Annotated in this window: 18 protein-coding genes; 10 read left to right on the forward strand and 8 right to left on the reverse strand. The window is 39.7% G+C overall.

Going from position 1 to position 18,861, the window contains the following annotated elements; translation table 11 throughout:
- The first annotated feature begins 66 nt into the window (after positions 1-66).
- From F2A31_RS03510 to F2A31_RS03520, 3 genes are all read left to right on the forward strand, one after another.
- Positions 67-1,140, forward strand: coding sequence for a DUF1176 domain-containing protein (locus F2A31_RS03510; protein ID WP_150025201.1), 1,074 nt, complete (start codon positions 67-69; stop codon positions 1,138-1,140).
- Between the two features lie 82 nt (positions 1,141-1,222).
- On the forward strand, positions 1,223-1,744 hold the full coding sequence (locus F2A31_RS03515; RefSeq protein WP_150025203.1) for a hypothetical protein: 522 nt from the start codon (positions 1,223-1,225) through the stop codon (positions 1,742-1,744).
- 288 nt (positions 1,745-2,032) lie between these two features.
- Positions 2,033-3,208: a RelA/SpoT domain-containing protein gene (locus F2A31_RS03520; RefSeq protein WP_150025204.1), complete on the forward strand. Its 1,176-nt coding sequence runs from the start codon at positions 2,033-2,035 to the stop codon at positions 3,206-3,208.
- An 82-nt stretch (positions 3,209-3,290) separates the two neighbouring features.
- On the opposite strand, the gene F2A31_RS03525 is transcribed toward F2A31_RS03520, so the two are convergent.
- The 4 genes from F2A31_RS03525 to gatC all read right to left on the reverse strand — a co-directional run bounded on the left by F2A31_RS03525 (position 3,291) and on the right by gatC (position 7,340).
- Entirely contained in the window at positions 3,291-3,935 is a 645-nt protein-coding gene (locus tag F2A31_RS03525; protein ID WP_150025206.1) for a hypothetical protein, read from the reverse strand.
- A gap of 86 nt (positions 3,936-4,021) precedes the next feature.
- Positions 4,022-5,491 (reverse strand): Asp-tRNA(Asn)/Glu-tRNA(Gln) amidotransferase subunit GatB, encoded by a 1,470-nt coding sequence (gene gatB / locus F2A31_RS03530; RefSeq protein ID WP_099949067.1) that lies wholly within the window; start codon positions 5,489-5,491, stop codon positions 4,022-4,024.
- Complete coding sequence (gene gatA, locus F2A31_RS03535) at positions 5,491-6,969, reverse strand: Asp-tRNA(Asn)/Glu-tRNA(Gln) amidotransferase subunit GatA (RefSeq protein ID WP_150025208.1); 1,479 nt, start codon at positions 6,967-6,969, stop codon at positions 5,491-5,493. Before gatA ends, gatB begins: the two co-directional genes overlap by 1 nt.
- A 53-nt stretch (positions 6,970-7,022) precedes the next feature.
- Entirely contained in the window at positions 7,023-7,340 is a 318-nt protein-coding gene (gatC, locus tag F2A31_RS03540) for an Asp-tRNA(Asn)/Glu-tRNA(Gln) amidotransferase subunit GatC (protein ID WP_005083137.1), read from the reverse strand.
- A gap of 133 nt (positions 7,341-7,473) precedes the next feature.
- On the opposite strand from gatC, the gene F2A31_RS03545 reads away from it, so the two are divergent.
- From F2A31_RS03545 to F2A31_RS03570, 6 genes are all read left to right on the forward strand, one after another.
- On the forward strand, positions 7,474-8,514 hold the full coding sequence (locus F2A31_RS03545; RefSeq protein WP_004640560.1) for a rod shape-determining protein: 1,041 nt from the start codon (positions 7,474-7,476) through the stop codon (positions 8,512-8,514).
- Between the two features lie 17 nt (positions 8,515-8,531).
- Positions 8,532-9,389 carry a rod shape-determining protein MreC gene (mreC, locus tag F2A31_RS03550; RefSeq protein ID WP_150025209.1) on the forward strand — a complete coding sequence of 286 codons (858 nt, stop codon included), beginning with the start codon at positions 8,532-8,534 and terminating at the stop codon, positions 9,387-9,389.
- Positions 9,376-9,870, forward strand: a complete 495-nt coding sequence (gene mreD, locus F2A31_RS03555; RefSeq protein WP_150025211.1) for a rod shape-determining protein MreD — start codon at positions 9,376-9,378, stop codon at positions 9,868-9,870. The genes mreC and mreD overlap by 14 nt, the downstream gene beginning before the upstream one ends.
- Positions 9,858-10,418, forward strand: coding sequence for a Maf family nucleotide pyrophosphatase (locus F2A31_RS03560; RefSeq protein ID WP_150025212.1), 561 nt, complete (start codon positions 9,858-9,860; stop codon positions 10,416-10,418). The genes mreD and F2A31_RS03560 overlap by 13 nt, the downstream gene beginning before the upstream one ends.
- A 54-nt stretch (positions 10,419-10,472) precedes the next feature.
- Positions 10,473-11,927 carry a ribonuclease G gene (rng, locus tag F2A31_RS03565; RefSeq protein WP_150025214.1) on the forward strand — a complete coding sequence of 485 codons (1,455 nt, stop codon included), beginning with the start codon at positions 10,473-10,475 and terminating at the stop codon, positions 11,925-11,927.
- 135 nt (positions 11,928-12,062) lie between these two features.
- Complete coding sequence (locus tag F2A31_RS03570; RefSeq protein ID WP_004640552.1) at positions 12,063-12,236, forward strand: PA1571 family protein; 174 nt, start codon at positions 12,063-12,065, stop codon at positions 12,234-12,236.
- A gap of 29 nt (positions 12,237-12,265) precedes the next feature.
- On the opposite strand, the gene F2A31_RS03575 is transcribed toward F2A31_RS03570, so the two are convergent.
- The gene (locus tag F2A31_RS03575) at positions 12,266-13,654 is read right to left on the reverse strand and encodes a WS/DGAT/MGAT family O-acyltransferase (protein ID WP_150025216.1); all 1,389 of its coding nucleotides are present in this window, start codon (positions 13,652-13,654) and stop codon (positions 12,266-12,268) included.
- Between the two features lie 183 nt (positions 13,655-13,837).
- On the reverse strand, positions 13,838-14,569 hold the full coding sequence (locus tag F2A31_RS03580) for a phosphoadenylyl-sulfate reductase (protein ID WP_150025218.1): 732 nt from the start codon (positions 14,567-14,569) through the stop codon (positions 13,838-13,840).
- 172 nt (positions 14,570-14,741) lie between these two features.
- On the opposite strand from F2A31_RS03580, the gene thrH reads away from it, so the two are divergent.
- On the forward strand, positions 14,742-15,359 hold the full coding sequence (thrH, locus tag F2A31_RS03585) for a bifunctional phosphoserine phosphatase/homoserine phosphotransferase ThrH (RefSeq protein ID WP_150025220.1): 618 nt from the start codon (positions 14,742-14,744) through the stop codon (positions 15,357-15,359).
- Between the two features lie 98 nt (positions 15,360-15,457).
- Here the strand turns inward: thrH and F2A31_RS03590 are convergent, their stop codons facing one another.
- Positions 15,458-16,687: an OmpP1/FadL family transporter gene (locus tag F2A31_RS03590; protein WP_150025222.1), complete on the reverse strand. Its 1,230-nt coding sequence runs from the start codon at positions 16,685-16,687 to the stop codon at positions 15,458-15,460.
- 220 nt (positions 16,688-16,907) lie between these two features.
- Positions 16,908-18,428, reverse strand: a complete 1,521-nt coding sequence (locus tag F2A31_RS03595; RefSeq protein WP_150025223.1) for an outer membrane protein transport protein — start codon at positions 18,426-18,428, stop codon at positions 16,908-16,910.
- Positions 18,429-18,861: the final 433 nt, after the last annotated feature.

The raw sequence follows: 18,861 nt of genomic DNA on the forward strand, positions 1-18,861 counted from the left end.
CACTTAATATCAAAAATGAAAAAGAATCACGACTTAAGCCAATTTAAATAACAAAGAGAAATATCAATGCTAAAAAATATACTTTCAACCTGTTGCTTATTTGTGATCAGTTCTTTTGCAATTGCGCAGGAGATGAAAGGGGTTTCATTTTCACATCAAGATTGGGAAATCTATTGTAGTAATACTGGGACATGTCGTGCTGCAGGTTATCAAGCTTTAGATGGAAGTGAAAACCCTGCATCGCTTTTATTAACGCGCCATGCAGGAGCGAAGCAAGTTGTAAATGCTGAATATGCGTTGTCGCTTTATGATGAAAGTCCTATTCCAGCCCATCGACTCCGAAATATTCATTTTTATGTCAATGGAAAAGACTTAGGTCCAGTCGGTGTCAATACGAAGGAAGCACCTTTGATGGGGAAATTATCTACCCAACAAGTGAATGCCTTATTACAACAGTCTAAACAGAAAAATGAGATTGTATTTAAAAACTCAGCTTTCCAATGGCGAATTTCTGATGCAGGAATGACGGCTACATTATTAAAAATGGATGACTTTCAGAAACGTGTTGGTACAGTCGGTGCACTGGTAAAAAAAGGTAAAGCAGACGAGTCAAAGGTGTTGGCAGCTCGTCCTAAAATCGTAGTGAAACATGTTAAAACGGCTGCAAAGCCTTACCTAGTTCTGCAACCTAAAAATAAGCAATTTCAGTCGCTTTACTCACAATTAATGACTGCATCATTTTCGGCGAGAGATGAGCATTTTTGTGACGGTGTATATGACTATACCAGTGGCGGTACAAAACCTCAGCCGATCGCACTTTATAAACTGAGCAATAAAAAAGTATTGGCAATGAGTCTGTGTTGGCGTGCAGCCTATAACGAGGGTTATGGTGCATGGGTATTGGATGAATCCTTAAAGGGTAAAGCGACGTTTGTGACTGAAGCTGCATCATATTTTAATGAGGGTGTGATTAGCAGTTCGCAAAAAGGTCGAGGGATTGGGGATTGCTGGTCGAGTTCGGAATGGGTGTGGGATGGTCAAAAGTTTGTCCAAACCAAAGATATGTGGACGGGTATGTGTAAGGGATTAGCCGCTGGTGGGGTATGGGAGTTAGATTTGATCGAAGCTGTTGTGAAATGATACCTACCGTTACACAGTCACACTGATGAGCATACTATGGCTATGGTACAAAGAAGCTGATTGCTTTTTGGAACTTGTGCTTATGTCTCGTGTTTATATTTCTCCCCTAGGTAAATTTTCTCGTTTAAGTCGTTCTGTGTTGATGGCTGCGGCTGTTTTGGGTACAACGCAAGTGGCGATGGCAGGACCTACAGTTGATCAACTCAGTGATTGTTTAGTTAAAGCGACCACGGCAGCCGATAAAACCACGGTATTGCAATGGACATTTACGGCTTTAGCGGCACATCCTGATTTAAAGAGTTTTAGTAGCGTTACACCTGAGCAAAAGAATCAGCTGGATCAGAAATTGGCACAAGTTTTACAGCGTGTGATTGTGGAGCAGTGTTCGACTCAGACTAAGGCGGTGATTCAGGCTGAGGGGATTCAAGCTGTTGGTGAGGCTTTTCAGCAGTTAGGTCAGAGTGCGGGTGAGGATATTGTAAAAGATCCAGCGGTTAGACAGCAGTTGCAAGGCACGTTACGTTATATTGATTTAAATAAATTGGTCACGACTTTTTTGACACCTGATATTTGGAATAAGTTGGGTGTGTTAAGAGGGCAGTAGAGAGTTTAACAGTCTCTAAAAATAATTGAGAACTATATAAGAGAAGTCGTTATTGGTATGTTGAAACAAGTTGGTAACGACTTTTTGATGTTTTAGTTAAATAAAGTTTATCTAATTTCAAAGCAATTAGCATGTAAATCTAATACAGTATTCTATTTATTGGGCATAAAATACTAATTCAAGTTATATAAATACGTGGTTTAATTTTAGCAATGTAGACTAAGGTAGTTTGTAATTCGATTGATTAAAGTGTGAGCTATTTTCGTGCTATAAAAATGGAATAAAATTATGCATTCTAATAAGATAAGAAAAAAACCAACTATCACTCTTATGGCCTTTTCTAAAAAAGATGTAATTCGTGCAGGTGAAGCTTTAATCAATGATGGGTTATTAGATGATCCTAAATTGTTAGATCAAACAATGGAAATTCTAACTTATTGGAGAGATAGCCATATTATGCCTTTGAACTCAGCACATGAACTGCTGAATCGTTTCATACATAGGATTGATAAAAAAGCCTTTATAGCAAAGCGTTTAAAGCGCTTTGAATCAATAAAAAGAAAACTTAAACGCTTTGATGGAATGCAATTAAAAAATATGCAAGATATTGGGGGCGTAAGAGTTGTTGTTTCAAACCTAAAGCAAGTAGACTCTATTTATAAAATATTAGCTAATGAATATTGTTTCTATAATGGTAGTAAGTTTATCAAAATGGATAATTATATTCTACATCCAAAAACTGATGGATATAGGAGTCTACATATTGTTGGGAAGTTTAACAATGAATCAAGTGATGAAAGAAAAATTGAGTTTCAGATAAGAACAAAGCTTCAACATAGTTGGGCTACGACGCTAGAAATAGTCGATATATTTACTGGACAAAATTTAAAAAGTGATGATGGTTTTTATGATTATAAAAAATTTTTTAAAGATGTAAGTGATCAGTTTCAGATAATTGAAAATCTACAAGGTTTTATTTCTGACAACAAAGCTCAATTAACTAAAGAGTATTTAACTAAAGTGGTTCAAAACCAGCAATTGATAAGGCAATGTGTAAGTATTAAAAGTTTTGTAGATAGAGGAGATGGTACAATTACAGTTGAGAAACAATTCTCAGCATATTGTACTTCCTTGAATGATCTGAATAAAGGTATTGTCGCTAAAAAATACACAGAAGGTTTGGTACTGATAAGGCTTAATGTACAGACAGGTAAAATCGAGGATGAGTTTTTTAAAAAATCAGAACAAACTCTTGCGTCTCAAAGATATAGTCAATATGAACAATTATTATCTAAAGATAAAAAGTGGATTGTTGCACTTCTTTCAACAAATGCAATAGGAGGTTTAAAAGAGGCTTATCCGAATTATTTTGCTGATTCAGAAATTTTTTTATCTTATATCGGTTTAATAAAAATTGCCGCAACTTTAGGTAGTGCACAAAGAATCAAGCAGATGTATACCTAAATATTTCTAAAGATAAAGATACGCACTGAACTTTGGACTAAGATATGAATACTATTTCCTATCAAAAACTATGATTATTTTATTAATTATTGCTCTCTGTAGGAGAGTTTAATTTTTCATCTCTAGTAGATAGTTCTCTTGTAGGGAGATTTATTAATTTTAAGAATTTTAGTGCTTCATGCATATCATCCGCAGTTCTTAAACATGCTATCCCTAAAATTAAATTTGCGATACCAAAAAAATTATTCAACCATTCTGCATTGAATAAATCTATTTTTCCTAAAAAAATAAAGATACCAATACCTATAAAAAAAGCATATAAAAAATAATTTATTGAACAAACCCTCTTTGATAAAAATCTTTTTGGCTTGAAAATTATAGTTGAGCCTTGATCCTCGATGAGGATGAAGCGATTACCCCAATGATAATGTTCAGTGACTTTATCAAAATTAACAAGATTTTTTTCGTGCAAATTAATAAAGTAATTCACTAAGTATGCACTTGTTTCTTGTGTTCTAGTAATATTTTGAGCTGCTTTATCTTGTAGTAATTTAGGATAAATATTCTTTTCACAATTATAAAATTTTTCAAAATATTCTTTATAGTTTTCCAACTCATCTTTAAATTTTTTTCGTCTAAATTCATTGATAGAATGTAAGGACTTTGGTATAGAAAAAATAGCAACAATTACTGCAATGATTGTTGATATAGGGTTTATAAATTCCATCTCTACCTATTGGTTTTTTGCAATGAAAAACATTATACAAAAAAGCCTCGATTTATCGAGGCTTTTTATTGATTTAACTAGTTGAATCAACCAATCAATTTCTTCATCAATTCATTCACTTGTGCAGGGTTAGCTTTACCTTTAGCAGCTTTCATGACTTGACCAACAAGACCGTTAAAGGCTTTTTCTTTACCAGACTTGTACTCTTCAACCATTTTTTCATTGGCTGCAAGTACTTCTTTGATAATCGCTTCAATCGCACCTGTATCGGTTTCTTGCTTTAAGCCTTTCTCAGCAATAATGTCATCCGCAGATTTTCCTTCTGCTTCCCACATAAAGCCAAATACTTGCTTCGCGATTTTGCCGTTAATGGTGTTATCCACAATACGTGCGATCATGCCACCCAATTGCTCAGCAGAAACAGGAGAGTCTGCTAAATCTAGGCCTGCTTTGTTTAAAGCACCTGAGAATTCACCCATCACCCAGTTTGCTGAAACTTTACCTTGCTTCGCACCACCTGCGGCAGCCACAACCGCTTCGTAGAAGTCCGCCATTTCGCGTGACAGCGTCAATACATGTGCATCGTATTCAGTCACACCGAAGTCAGCAATAAAGCGCTCACGACGTGCAGCTGGCAATTCTGGCAGGGCAGCGCGTGCCGCTTCGATTTGCTCATTTGAAATGATCACTGGTAACAAGTCAGGGTCAGGGAAGTAACGATAGTCGTTCGCTTCTTCTTTTGAACGCATTGAGCGAGTTTCCATCTTGTTTGGATCGAACAAACGAGTCTCTTGATCAATCTCGCCGCCGTATTCCAAGATTTCCATTTGACGCTCAATTTCAACATTGATCGCTTGCTCAATGAAACGGAATGAGTTGAGGTTTTTTAACTCGCAGCGTGTACCGAAAGGTTGACCTGGGCGACGCAATGATACGTTACAGTCAGCACGGAAAGAGCCTTCAGCCATGTTCCCGTCAGAGATACCTAACCAACGCACTAGGGTGTGAATGGCTTTGATATAAGCAACTGCTTCTTCAACCGAACGCATATCAGGTTCAGAAACGATCTCAAGCAATGGTGTACCTGCACGGTTTAAGTCAATCCCTGACATCCCTTCGAATTGGTCATGGATCGATTTACCAGCATCTTCTTCAAGATGAGCACGGGTCACGCCGATGCGTTTTACAGTGCCATCCTCAAGTTGGATGTCGATATGACCCAAGCCGACAATTGGGTTGTCCATTTGGCTGATCTGATAGCCTTTCGGGGAGTCTGGGTAGAAGTAGTTTTTACGTGCAAATACGGATGCTTGATCGATATACGCATCGATACCCAAGCCAAAGCGAATGGCTAAGTCAACAACTTCGGCATTCAATACAGGCAATACACCCGGCATCGCCAAATCAACAAGGCTGGCTTGTGTATTTGGGTCTTGGCCAAATTCAGTTGATGAACCCGAGAAAATTTTAGATTTGGTTGCAAGCTGAGTGTGGATTTCAATCCCGATAACGACTTCCCAACCGTCAATTAACTTTAACTTTTGAGCTTCAGCCATTATGCATTCTCCTCAGCAATTGCCGCACGTTTGGTATGCCAGTCTGTGTTTTGTTGATATTGATGCACAATTGAAAGCAATTGTGATTCAGACCAATAGTTACCAATTAACTGTAAACCGACTGGTAAGCTGTCTTTATCGAAACCAACAGGAGCGTTGATGGCTGGTAGACCCGCTAAGTTCACAGCAAGCGTATAGATATCGCCTAAGTACATTTCAGTTGGACTGAGGTTCGCACCGATTTTGTACGCAGTCGTTGGTGCAGATGGCGCTGCAATCACATCGACATTTTCAAATGCTTTGAGGAAGTCTTGTTGGATTAAACGACGTACTTTCTGTGCTTTCACATAGTAAGCATCGTAGTAACCTGCAGACAGCGCATAAGTACCGATCAAAATACGGCGTTGTACTTCAGCACCAAAACCCTCTGAACGTGAACGTTTGTAGAGGTCTAAAATGTCTTTTGGATTTTCACAACGGTAGCCATAACGAACACCATCGTAACGTGACAAGTTTGATGACGCTTCCGCAGGTGCGATCAAATAGTAAGTCGGAACGTAGGCTTCAGTCATGTTGAGATCAATCTCAACCAAAGTCGCGCCCATTTCTTCAAGTTTTTTCAATGACTCTTCAACACGTGCTTTTACGTCTGCATCTAAACCAGCGACATTGAAGTATTGCTTTGGAATACCAATGCGTAAACCTTTCACCGCTGTGCCGTTCAGGTTAGCCACGTAATCATCCACTTCTTTGTCTACTGAAGTTGAGTCTTTGGCATCATGACCTGCAATCACATTCATTAAATACGCACAGTCTTCTGCTGAACGTGCCATTGGACCGCCTTGATCCAATGATGAGGCATAGGCAATCATACCGAAGCGCGATACACGGCCATAGGTCGGTTTTAAGCCCGTTAAGCCACAGAATGAAGCCGGTTGGCGAATTGAACCGCCTGTGTCTGTGCCTGTTGCGATCGGCGCAAGATCAGCCGCTACAGCTGCAGCAGAGCCACCTGATGAACCACCCGGGACATGATCTAAGGCCCACGGGTTGCCGGTTGCACCAAAGTAAGAGCTTTCAGAGGTTGAACCCATCGCGAATTCATCCATATTCACCTTACCTAAAGTCACAAGACCTGCGGCTTTAGCCTTGGCAACCACGGTTGCATCATAAGGTGAAATGAAATTGTCCAGCATTTTTGAACCAGCTGTGGTTTTAATACCTTGGGTACAAAAAATATCTTTATGTGCAAGTGGAATACCTGCCAACGCATGTGCATTGCCTGATTTGATTGCTGCATCAGCCACATCCGCCTCTACCAAGGCTTGCTCTGCGGTCACCGTCACATAACTTTTTACTTTTGCGTCAATTTTGGCGATACGTTTTAAATAATGTTCAGTCAATTCACGTGATGAAAATTGGGCTTGTTTTAAGCCTTCAGAAAGTTCACGAATTGATAAGCGATGTAAATCTGTCATATGAAAAATTTCTTTACATTCTAAATATAAAATAAAAGTTAATTGAATAAAAATTATTCAATTACACGAGGTACAAGGTATAAACCAGCTTCGGTTGCAGGTGCGATCGCTTGATATTCATCACGGTGATTGCTTTCAGTAACTGCATCTGTGCGTAATGGTTGTGGGTTATCAAATGGGCTTTTCAAAGGCTCAACATCATCGGTATTAATGCCTTTCAAGCTTTCCATCATGCCCAGAATTTTATTTAAACTTTGAGCATATTCAGCAGATTGCGTGTCGTTTAGCGATAAGCGTGCCAAATTTGCAATTTGCGATACAGTTTGCGCATTTAGATCCGCCGTCTGTGGAGCATCGGATGATGTAGACATAACTTTACCTAATTCAGTATCAAAAAATTTCAAAATATCGTGCGTTATAATAAGCGATTGACTTGTTCAAATCATCACATTTAGTTAAAGTTGCCACCTTGTATTCACACAAAGTTTAATTGAGAACGCCCCCGTGATTCTAAAACGACTAATTGGCTTGTTTTCGCCGGATTTAGCCATTGATTTAGGTACTGCTAATACGCTTATTTATGCACCAGGCCGTGGCATTATTTTAAATGAACCAACTGTCGTGGCAATTCGCCATAGTGGTTCACAAAAAATTGTTGCCAATGTTGGACTTGATGCTAAACAGATGTTAGGTCGTACCCCAGCGAATATTTCAGCGATTCGTCCGATGAAAGACGGTGTGATTGCTGATTTTGAAGTAACTGAAACCATGTTGCATCAGTTTATTGGCAAAGTACATGAAAAGCGTTTATTTCCACCTGCACCACGTGTTGTCGTTTGTGTACCGTGTAAATCTACTTTGGTAGAACGCCGTGCAATTCGTGAAGCTGTATTCAACGCAGGTGCTCGTGATGTCCGCTTGATTGAAGAGCCGATGGCGGCAGCAATCGGTGCGGGTATGCCTGTAGAGCAAGCATGTGGTTCGATGGTGGTCGATGTGGGTGGTGGTACCACTGAAATCGCAATCATTTCATTACAAGGTTGTGTTTACGCTGATTCACTACGTATCGGTGGTGATGTTTTTGATGAGCAAATCATCAATTATGTACGTAAAGCGCATGGTTGTGTGATTGGTGAAACCACAGCTGAAGTGATCAAAAAAGAAGTTGGAATGGCGGTTGCTGATGGTAAAACATTAGAAATCGAAGTTCGTGGTCGTAATTTAGCTGAGGGTGTTCCTCGTGCGATTACCGTGACTTCTGATGAAATCACGCAAGCGATTGCTGATCCATTACAAAGCATCGTCAGTGCGGTGAAGTCTGCACTTGAACAAACCCCACCTGAGTTGTCTTCTGATATCGCTGAGCGTGGTATTGTATTGACGGGTGGTGGAGCATTATTGCGTAACTTAGACAAGATGCTTGCGCAAGAGACTGGTTTACCGGTTGTGGTTGCTGAAGATCCGTTGACTTGTGTCACTCGTGGCGCTGGAAAAGTATTAGAGTTCTTTGACAATCCAAATCACGACATGCTTTTTGTTGGCTAAACCATAAGGACTAGGCGGTGCAACCGAATCTTTTTTCAAGACAACCGCCATCTTTTCGCTCATTTGTTATTGCAGTGATCACATGTTTGGTAGTGCTATTTTTTGATTGGCGCATGCCACATGTGATTAAACCAGCAAGGGATGTCTTGTACGCCGCGTATAATCCGATTTATGCGTTGGCAAGTTATCCAGTACTGTCGCGAGAATGGCTGAATCAACAAACCAAATCTGAAGCCCAATTGCGCCGTGAAAATACCGCGATGCAAGCAGAGCTATTGCAAGCACGTGTCCGACTACAAAAATTATCTGAACTTTCTGCTGAAAATAACCGTTTAAGAGGTCTATTAGATACGCCATTGATCATTGATGGACGTATGCAGATTGCTGAAGTGATTGGGACGGATGCGGATCCATTACGTCATATCATTATTATTAACCGTGGTTCTGCTGATCAGTTGAAAGTTGGGCAAACAGTTTTAGATGATAAAGGCATCATGGGACAGATCATTAATGTCTATCCACATAGTGCGCGTGTGATGTTGTTATCTGATAAAGAGCATTCTTTATCTGTACGTTTAGAACGGACAGGAATGCGTGCAATTGTGTCAGGTACTGGTGATTTAGGTCAGTTAAAAATGGACTACGTAGCGACCAGTGCGAACATCAAAGTTGGGGATAAGGTGTTCAGTTCAGGTTTAGGCGAGCATTTTCCTGCAGGTTACTTAGTTGGCACAGTGTCAAAGGTGAGTCGTCATAATTCTGGTGAATTTGCCGAAATTGATGTGGTTCCTGCAGCTCAACTGGCAAGCGGTCATCATGTCGTGGTTCTGTTCTCAGAATCTTTGGCAAAGGAGCAACCTTATGCCAATCGCTAAGTTAAGTTATAGCAAATCCAATAAAGATCCTTTGTTGATGATCATCATCTCGATTGTGATTGCATCGGTGTTGATGGTCTATCCATTGGCTTATGAACTATCAGGATGGCGGCCTTCAGTAATGTTGATGGTGATGCTATTTTGGATTCTCTACCAGCCTGTTTGGTGTGGGATATGGTTTGCTTTTGGCATGGGGATTTTTGTAGATTTACTTTTAGATGCGCCATTGGGGTTGAATGCATTAAGCTTTGTGTTAATCTGCTTTGCAACACGCTATTTTATCCGTGAGCGGCGGATTCTAACTTTTGGTAATTCGTGGGTAATTGCGAGTATCGCAATTCTTGTGCATATTACTTTCTTGTGGATATGTCAGACGCTTGCAGGTACGCATTTTTTGATTGCTCGACATTGGCAACCGTTAATTACAGGTGTATTAACGTGGCCGATCCTTTATTATTGTTTGCATAGATGGCGCATATAATTCTTGCATCTAGCTCGCCACGTCGGCAGGAGCTTTTATCGCAACTAGGGTTGGTCTTTGATGTTGTCAGTCCAGCTATTGACGAGACGGTACAGGATGCTGAAACAGTTATAGATTATGTCGAACGGCTGGCGAGAGAAAAAGCACACGCCGTTTTAACACAATTTCCTGATGCAATTGTCATTGCAGCAGATACCAGTTTAAGTTTTGCGGGTAAAATTTTAGGTAAGCCTGAATCCAAACAACATGCTTTTGAAATGTGGTCACAGCTTTCAGGGCAGTGGCATGATGTGTTTTCTGGAGTATGCGTTGCAAGTCTTACCCGGACTTGTAGTACCGTTGTAAGAACTCAGGTTGAGTTGCAAACGCTTAGCTATGCAGAAATGGAAAAATATTGGGCAACAGGTGAACCAATGGGCAAGGCAGGTGGATATGCCATTCAGGGAATTGCCGCACGATATATTCCTCAGATCAGAGGAAGTTATAGCAATGTGGTGGGGCTGCCTTTGCATGAAACAGTACAGTTACTAGAACGTGTTAAAGCATAAATTGCATTAACGCTTTCGGATATAAGAATTTTTATAAAAAGTTTTGAGTTGGTTATGGCAGAAGAGTTGCTGATTAACGTTACACCGATGGAGTGTCGTGTGGCGTTGATTGAAAATGGTACGGTCAACGAATTATTTGTTGAGCGTACAGCAAAACGTGGTTTAGTGGGTAATATTTATAAAGGCAAAGTTGTCCGAGTACTACCTGGTATGCAAGCTGCTTTTGTCGATATTGGTCTATCTCGTACGGCATTTCTACATATCAATGATATGGTTTGGCCTCGCTCACAACCGACCCCCAATGTTTTTGAACTCTTACATCCTGGGCAAATGCTTACCGTGCAGGTCATGAAAGACATGCTCGGAACTAAAGGAGCACGCCTCAGCACAGATCTTTCTATTCCATCTCGTTATTTAGTGCTCATGCCTTATGGTAATCATATCGGTGTATCACAGCGCATTGAGGCAGAAGATGAGCGTGATCGCTTGCGTGGGATTATTGAGCATATTCAGGCAGAACATAATCTACCGGGCAGTGTAATTGTCCGTACAGCTGCAGAAGGGGTGGATGAGGACGCAATTGCGCAAGATATGAATTACTTGAGCAAGCTTTGGGAGTTTATTCAGCGTAAACAAAAAGAAGTCTCTACACCCGAATTAATTTTTGAAGAATTACCCTTACCGCAGCGTATTGTTCGGGATTTGGCTAGTGATGAAACGGCTAAAATTTATGTCGATTCAAGAGAAATCCACGGCAAACTCAGTGAGTTTGTAAATGAGTTCGTACCGACGATTCAAAATCGTCTACTTCATTATCCGGGTGAAAAGCCACTTTTCGATTTATATAATGTTGAAGAAGATATCCAGAAGGCTTTACAGACACGTGTTGCACTTAAGTCTGGTGGCTACTTGATGATTGATCAAACTGAAGCGATGACGACCATTGATGTCAATACTGGTTCTTACGTTGGTGGGAGAAGCTTAGAAGATACGGTTTTTAAAACCAATATGGAAGCCACTCAAGTCATTAGCAGACAGTTACGTTTGCGTAACTTGGGCGGTATTATCATCATTGATTTTATTGATATGCAGGAAGTGGGGCATCGTGAAGAAGTGATGCGTCAGTTTGAGAAAATGCTCGAACGCGATCATGCCAAAACCAAAATCACTCAAGTTTCCGAATTAGGTTTGGTCGAAATGACCCGTAAGCGGACCCGTGAATCTTTAGAACATCTGCTTTGTGAATCATGCCCAACTTGTCAAGGACGTGGTTATGTGAAGACTGCAGAGACAGTATGTTACGAGATATTTCGTGAGATCATGCGATATGCACGTGCATTTGATTCCAAGGGTGGCTTTACTGTCGTTGCCCATCCAGCAGTGATTGATCGGCTCTTAACAGCAGAAGCCCCAGCCGTCGCGGATTTGGAGCATTTTGTGAACCGTGTCATAAAATTCCAAGTGGAAAATTTATATACGCAAGAGCAATACGATATCATTTTAAGCTAAAGTTGTAACAAGATTTCGCTTAATCCTTGTTACAACTGAAATTTTACTTTCGATCATGAATTTTAAATACTAGAACCATAAGATTAGCCATAGGCATTTTTCAATGTCTTAGCAAATATAATGAGGTATATAATGATGAACGTAAGTAAAAGATTAGTGAGTCACGGTTTTAAACATGTGTTAGACAGTAACCCTGTGAACACCTGTTATATGGTAGATAGCCAAGGTAAAGAAGTTCCAATTACTACGGCAATGATTCGTTCAGCCTGCCATCAACTGCTACAACGTTGTCGTGCAATTAAAAAATAAGGGGCCATTGAAAGCCCCTTAATTTTTCTCTACGAATTTACAATCTTCTCTTTCGGTAATTCTTGAATTTTTTGTTCAAATCGTTGAATTTCTTCTTCCAAATGAGTCAGTAAGTTTTGCATTTTAGGTAGTGCATTGCGACACGCGATCAAACCAACTTCTAATTTATCCAAATAACTGGTTAAAGTAATATTGAGTGCCTGACCATCCATCACGATTGATGCTGGGTAGAGCGCATCGAGTTTTGCACCATTCCAATATAAAGGTTCACGTGGGCCTGGTACATTAGAAATAACAAGGTTAAAGGCTTGGCGTTTAGGTAACATTCCTGAAGCAATATTTAAACCCGCCGGTCCATAAACAACTGCGCTATAGTTCAAAATTTCATTGGCGGTCATACGACTAAAGCGTTGTTTCGAGTTCTGTACGCTGCGACGAATAATATCCAGACGTTCAATCGGATCTTCGATATGAGTCGCAAGATTGGCCAAAATCATGGTGATACGGTTACTTACATCTGAGTCATCTGTACGGAGGGATGCTGGTACCATTGCGATTAAAGGCTTTTTCGGTAAGCTGTTATGACTGATGAGATATTCACGTAATGCACCAGCACATACAGCCAAAACGACATCGTTTAAGGTCACGCCTAGGGTTTTAGCAATCATACGGAAACGATCTAATTCGAATGATTGCGCTGCAAAACGACGGGCAGAACTAACACGTTGGTTTAAGATTGAAGGGGGGGCTTGGAAGGTCGAAACGTAATCTGGGTTTTTTCCCATCTCTTTAAAGATGGTTTGTGATAGTTCTTGCATCACTTTAGGTGCAACTTCACACTGAGATTTAATTGTATCCCATACACCTTTGATTTTGCTGACACTTGGTGGTTTTGGAGCTTTCAAACGTTTAGCGCGTTTACCTTCTACACACCAGAGTGGAACAACATGTTTTTCATTAGGATCTTTAGAAAGCGATTTTTCAATTAAGCGCATGCCAGCTACGCCATCTACCATTGCATGATGGATTTTGAAATACATGGCAAAACGGTTGCCTTCGATTCCTTCAATAATGTCACAAGTCCATAAAGGTTTAGCACGGTCAATAAGAGAACTATGTTGCTGTGAGATATAAACCAACAATTCACGAATACGTCCAGGGTTCGGTAACGCAATATGACGGAAATGATGGTCTAAATCGAATTCATTGTCTTCACCCCAAAACAAACCATTGAGTTGGTTGTTGAAAGGAGGTACTGGAATGCTTTTTGATTGACGAATTTCTTCAACTAAATCATGGACAAAGGTTGGAGAAGCGTTCTCAGGTAGTTCAAATAAAAACAGCCCACCTACATGCATAGGTTGCTGTCTTTTTTCTAATGAAAGAAAAATGAAGTCGATCGGGTGTAATGGGCGCATAGCAGATATAGCCTCTCATCGCATTTTTTATAAGATACTCTTGGAGCTCTTATTAGTATTATTGAACCGTAGAGATCAGTATATACGCTTTCGTCTGGTTAAAATATGACTTTGTACACAGCAGTCAGAAAAAATAAAACCACTGACAAATCAGTGGTTTTTATATACCAAAATTGTTACAGCTTATTTTTTGAGATTTCCAGCATGCAAACCACACTCTTTGTGAGTCGCTTCTTCCCACCACCAGCGACCTTCACGCTCATGTTGGTTAGGTAAAACTGGACGTGTGCAAGGTTCACAACCAATTGAGATAAAACCGCGTTCATGCAATGGATTATATGGAATTTCCATCATACGGATATAACTCCATACATCGGCACTACTCCAATTGGCAAGCGGGTTGTATTTGATCAATTGCTTACCTTCTCCTGAAAAACCAACATCGGCTTGAACCACTGGAACATCACTACGTGTTGGGCTTTGATCTTTTCGTTGACCCGTAATCCAACCATCTAGGGTTGCTAATTTTTTACGTAACGGTTGAACTTTACGAATACCACAGCATTCTTGGTGGCCATCTTCAAAAAAGCTAAACAAGCCTTTCGCATTCACAAATTGTTGAATAGCAGTAGACTCAGGAAAGCAGATTTCGATATTGATATTGTAATGCTTACGTACCGTTTCAATAAATTGATAAGTTTCAGGGTGCAGCCGTCCTGTATCTAGACTAAAGACACGAAATGGTTTGCCAATACGTGAAGCGATATCGATTAATACCACATCTTCCGCACCTGAAAATGAAATGGCGATTTCACCTTGTTGACTTAAAGCAAGTTCTAAAATTTCTCGTGGTGATTTCTCTGCATATTCAGCAGCGAGCGCATCCACAAGGTCAATAGTCGGGATAACAGTCATGGGTGTTCCTGGCGATAGGCTTGGGCACAATTGTAAATCATTCTAAGCAAAGCAGTTTACTTGCTCTCAACTTTAATCTTGCAGAATAAAGCTGATTTATTCAACAACAGCGCAAAAATTGAAAATGTTAATGGTATGATACAGCAATTTTTAACCAACATTGGAAGCATTCATGGAAATCGTATGCCTAGATCTTGAAGGGGTTTTAGTTCCAGAAATCTGGATTAATTTTGCAAAAAAAACAGGGATTAAAGAACTTGAAGCAACGACTCGTGATATTCCAGACTATGATGTACTGATGACACAACGTCTGAATATCTTAAAGCAACATGGTTTGGGTTTAAATGATATTCAAGCAGTGATTGCGGATATGGGACCTTTTGAAGGGGCGAAGGAGTTTGTCGATTGGGTACGTACTCATTTCCAATTAGTTATTCTTTCTGATACGTTTTATGAGTTTGCACACCCTTTAATGCAACAATTGGGACAGCCGACAATTTTCTGCCATAAATTAGAAACAGATGAAAAGGGCATGATTACCGCGTATAAACTGCGTCAACCTGATCAAAAGCGTCAAGCAGTTAAAGCATTACATGGTTTGAATTTCCGTGTAATAGCGGCAGGTGATTCTTATAATGATACGACGATGTTGGGCGAAGCGGATCACGGCTTTCTATTTGATGCGCCAGACAATGTTATCGCTGAGTTTCCTCAATTCCCTCCATTGCATGGCTATGAAGCATTAAAGCAAGCAATTCGTTCAGTGTCTCAACGCCATATTCCAGAATAATGAATCTACGCTGAGAACTTACTTTTTGAGATTGCTCAAAAAGTGGTGCTAAAAGTAACAAAAGGCGCATAATGCGCCTTTTGACTGATTAAACAAGATTAAAATTTATAACCAATTTTTAAACCGTATGCGATAGCATCATTGTTTTTGAACTCTGCAATATAAGCAGGTGTATCAAATTGAGAACCGGATTGTGCTTTGGCATCACCTAACCAGAAATATTTCACGCCACCTGCGATGAAGTAGTTTGGAGCAGGGCTGTATTGAACACCTAGGCCGATGTTCCAATAACCCTCCGTTGGTCCAAGTGTGGTCACAGGGTTACCCGCACCTGAGTCCCACCCTACAGAAAAGTTACCCGCCCATAAATCATTAAATTTACGTCCTATGCCAGCAGTTATCGAATATTGATCATCGGTATAAGCAACAAGATCAAAGCCATCTTTTTTGCCAGTACCATTTACAACAGGAGCGAGTACTGATGCAGCACCAAACTTATATGGACGAATGGCAAAGTCTTTCCAGTTGACCCAACGAATGTTAGCAAAGGCAACAGTATTTTCCATGATCCCTGTTTGTAGATCGAGATTGATCGATTGTGGGGTAGTAATTTCTGTGATGCCTTGAGCATTATTAACTTCGGTTAACATCGCATCAAATATTGGGCTGCCAGTCATACCCGCAGCATTATGTTTTTCATAAGCATTCATTTCATGCTTAATCTTGGCACGATAGGTGAGAGATGCTTTCATTGCGATTTCTGGAATTTGATAAGCGACACCCGCTAACCAACCTACAGCCTCATCTCGACCCGTTTTAAAGTCATAGCCATTATAGGCACTGTAACTTGTGCCACGTAATAATACGTTAGCATCCAAAGTTTGATAAACGGCCCCTGCATAAATATTCCAGTTTTGAGTGGGTTGGTAGCCGAAAATTAAATTTAAATTTTCAGTACGGACCTTAACGGAGGTATTCCCTTGGAATGGGACAGGGCGATTTTCTACAAAGTTATTTTGACCATGATATTCAGCATCAGCACCATATGGATGGTCATAGAGTAAACCAATGGAAAATTGCTCATTAGCTTGGATTTTTAAGGCTGCGCTTGGTGAATAATAATGATTCGCCATGTCTCCGGTATTATTTTGAGATGTATCTTTTCCTGATACATCAGCACTTAGAAAAGTAATACCTGCTTCAAAATAATTGTTTGGCTGTAAGAAGGCTGAAATTGACTGACCAGAGCGATCTAAGGCTGCTGCAAAAGCAGAAGTTGTTGGTAATAAACTGAGTAAAAGCGCTGTTTGAATCGCATGCAGCTTCATTGATATTTTCTCTCATATCAGGTGTAACTAGAATGCTGCGAAAAGTAACATAGTTTTTGGATGCTAAAATATTTTTACAAATGTCCATAAATGAACTGATAAAGTCATGGAAAGTTGTTGAGTCATAGGATGTTATAGATTAATCACTCTAAAAAATTGATTGGTTGGTAAATTAAGTCAAAAAAAAGACCGTCTCGAGACGGTCTTTTTTTGAGATGGATTAGAAGCGGTAACCGATTTTTAAACCATAAGCGAGTGCTTTGTTGTCTTCGAACTTCGCAACATAGTCATCGCTACCTGCTTGTGCACCAGTTTGAGCTTTAGCATCGCCTAGCCAGAAGTACTTCACACCACCAGCGATAAATGTGGCTGGGGTAGGGCTGTATTGAACGCCAACACCAACATTCCAATAACCTTCTGTTGGGCCAAGTGTCGTTACAGGATTACCTGCACCAGAATCCCAGCCTACAGAAACATTACCAGCCCATTGTTCGCTGAGTTTACGACCAACACCAGCGTTAACTGACCATTGGTCATCAGCATATTCAACAAGATTAAAACCATCAGGGCGACCAATGATAGGTCCAACTAATTTTGATAATTCACCAAATTTGTAAGGTTGGATTGAAAAATCTTTCCAATTCACCCAGCGTACATTCGCAAATGCAACGGTATTTGCCATGATACCTGTTTGGAAATCAAGGTTAACTGACTGTGGTGTGGTAATTTTAGTTTTCTTATCTTCACTTAGGGCATTAAGCTTTGATGCATCAAGACCTAAACCTGCTAAAACATCTCCGATCACTGGAAAGCCCAACAGTGCTATGTCTTCGTTGATATTGACCTTATGATCAATTTCAGAGCGATAGGTGATCGATGCTTTAAGTGCAATTTCTGGAATTTGATAAGCAGCACCCGCTAACCAACCTACACCAGTAGTTTCTTTAATATCAGCATCATAACCATTATAAACGCTATATGCTTCGCCACGAAGTTTGACATTACCCTTTACTGTTTGAAGGACTGGGCCTGCATAGAAGTTAAAGTTTTGATTGGGTTGGAAACCAAAAACCATTGATAAGTTCTGTGTATCTACTTTAACTTGAGTGTTATTCGTATCAGTACTAGAACCAAGGTAACCTTTTGCTGCTTCTAAAGCTGTTTGAGTTTGTTGAAGCTGTTGAAGTCCACCCGCTACAGTTGTATTACCCCCCTGAGCAACTTGTTGTAAAGCACCCAAAATTTCTTGTTGAGTTGGATTCGTTGGATCCCCACCAGTCACACCTGTTACAGCTTGAAGCGCAGGTGCAAAACTAGCTCCAGCAGCATCTACCAATTTGTTAATAGATTGGGTAGCTAGTTTTTGTATAGAGTTTTGACTTAGAACGCCATCATTTGGATTTGATACGAATGCATTTTCCCCAGTATATTTCGCATCGGCACCAAATGGTTGATCGTAAAGTAAACCGAATGAGAACTTGTCAGTGAGTTGAAGTTTCAAGGCTGCACTTGGGAAAAAATAATCTCCTCCCATGTCATCAATTTTTCGATTTGTTGAAGTTGTACCAGCTTCTTGTCCTTCAACCGTTGGATCAAGAACAGAAATCCCCGCTTCAAAATAGTTACCTGGTTGTAAGAATGCAGACATAGACTGACCTGAACGGTCTAACGCTGCTGCAAAGGCTCCAGTTGCAGGTAACGTAGCTAAGATCATTGCAGTGCTAAGGTGTTTTAATTTCATTTTAAATCTTTCCTTGAACTTTTAAGATTCTTAAGTTTAGAAGCTATGAAATGACGACAAAAAGTCATTGAGATTCGATTGGCTATAACTTCATGTAACAAAAATACCATAATTAAAATAAGAGTAAATGTTCTAAATGAACTAGTTAGTACGATTGGTTGAGTGAAATTGAACAAAAAAAATGCTATTAATATTTATATACATATGTGTTTTTATTGGTAGAATTATGAAAAATATAAAATATTTTAAAATAAATTGTTTTGCATTTTTTAGAAAAAAATTTTTTTTTAGGTCAAAGATTTTTTGTAAAAAATTAGATCTTATCTACAGTATTAGCTAAAAATGTATATTTTTACGATCAAATAAATATTCATATAAATTTTACAGAAAATTTACGCGTTTCATTTTTTCTTACATAGAGAATTTACGCCAT

The organism is Acinetobacter suaedae (assembly GCF_008630915.1).
In the GTDB taxonomy this organism is placed as follows: Bacteria; Pseudomonadota; Gammaproteobacteria; order Pseudomonadales; family Moraxellaceae; genus Acinetobacter; species Acinetobacter suaedae.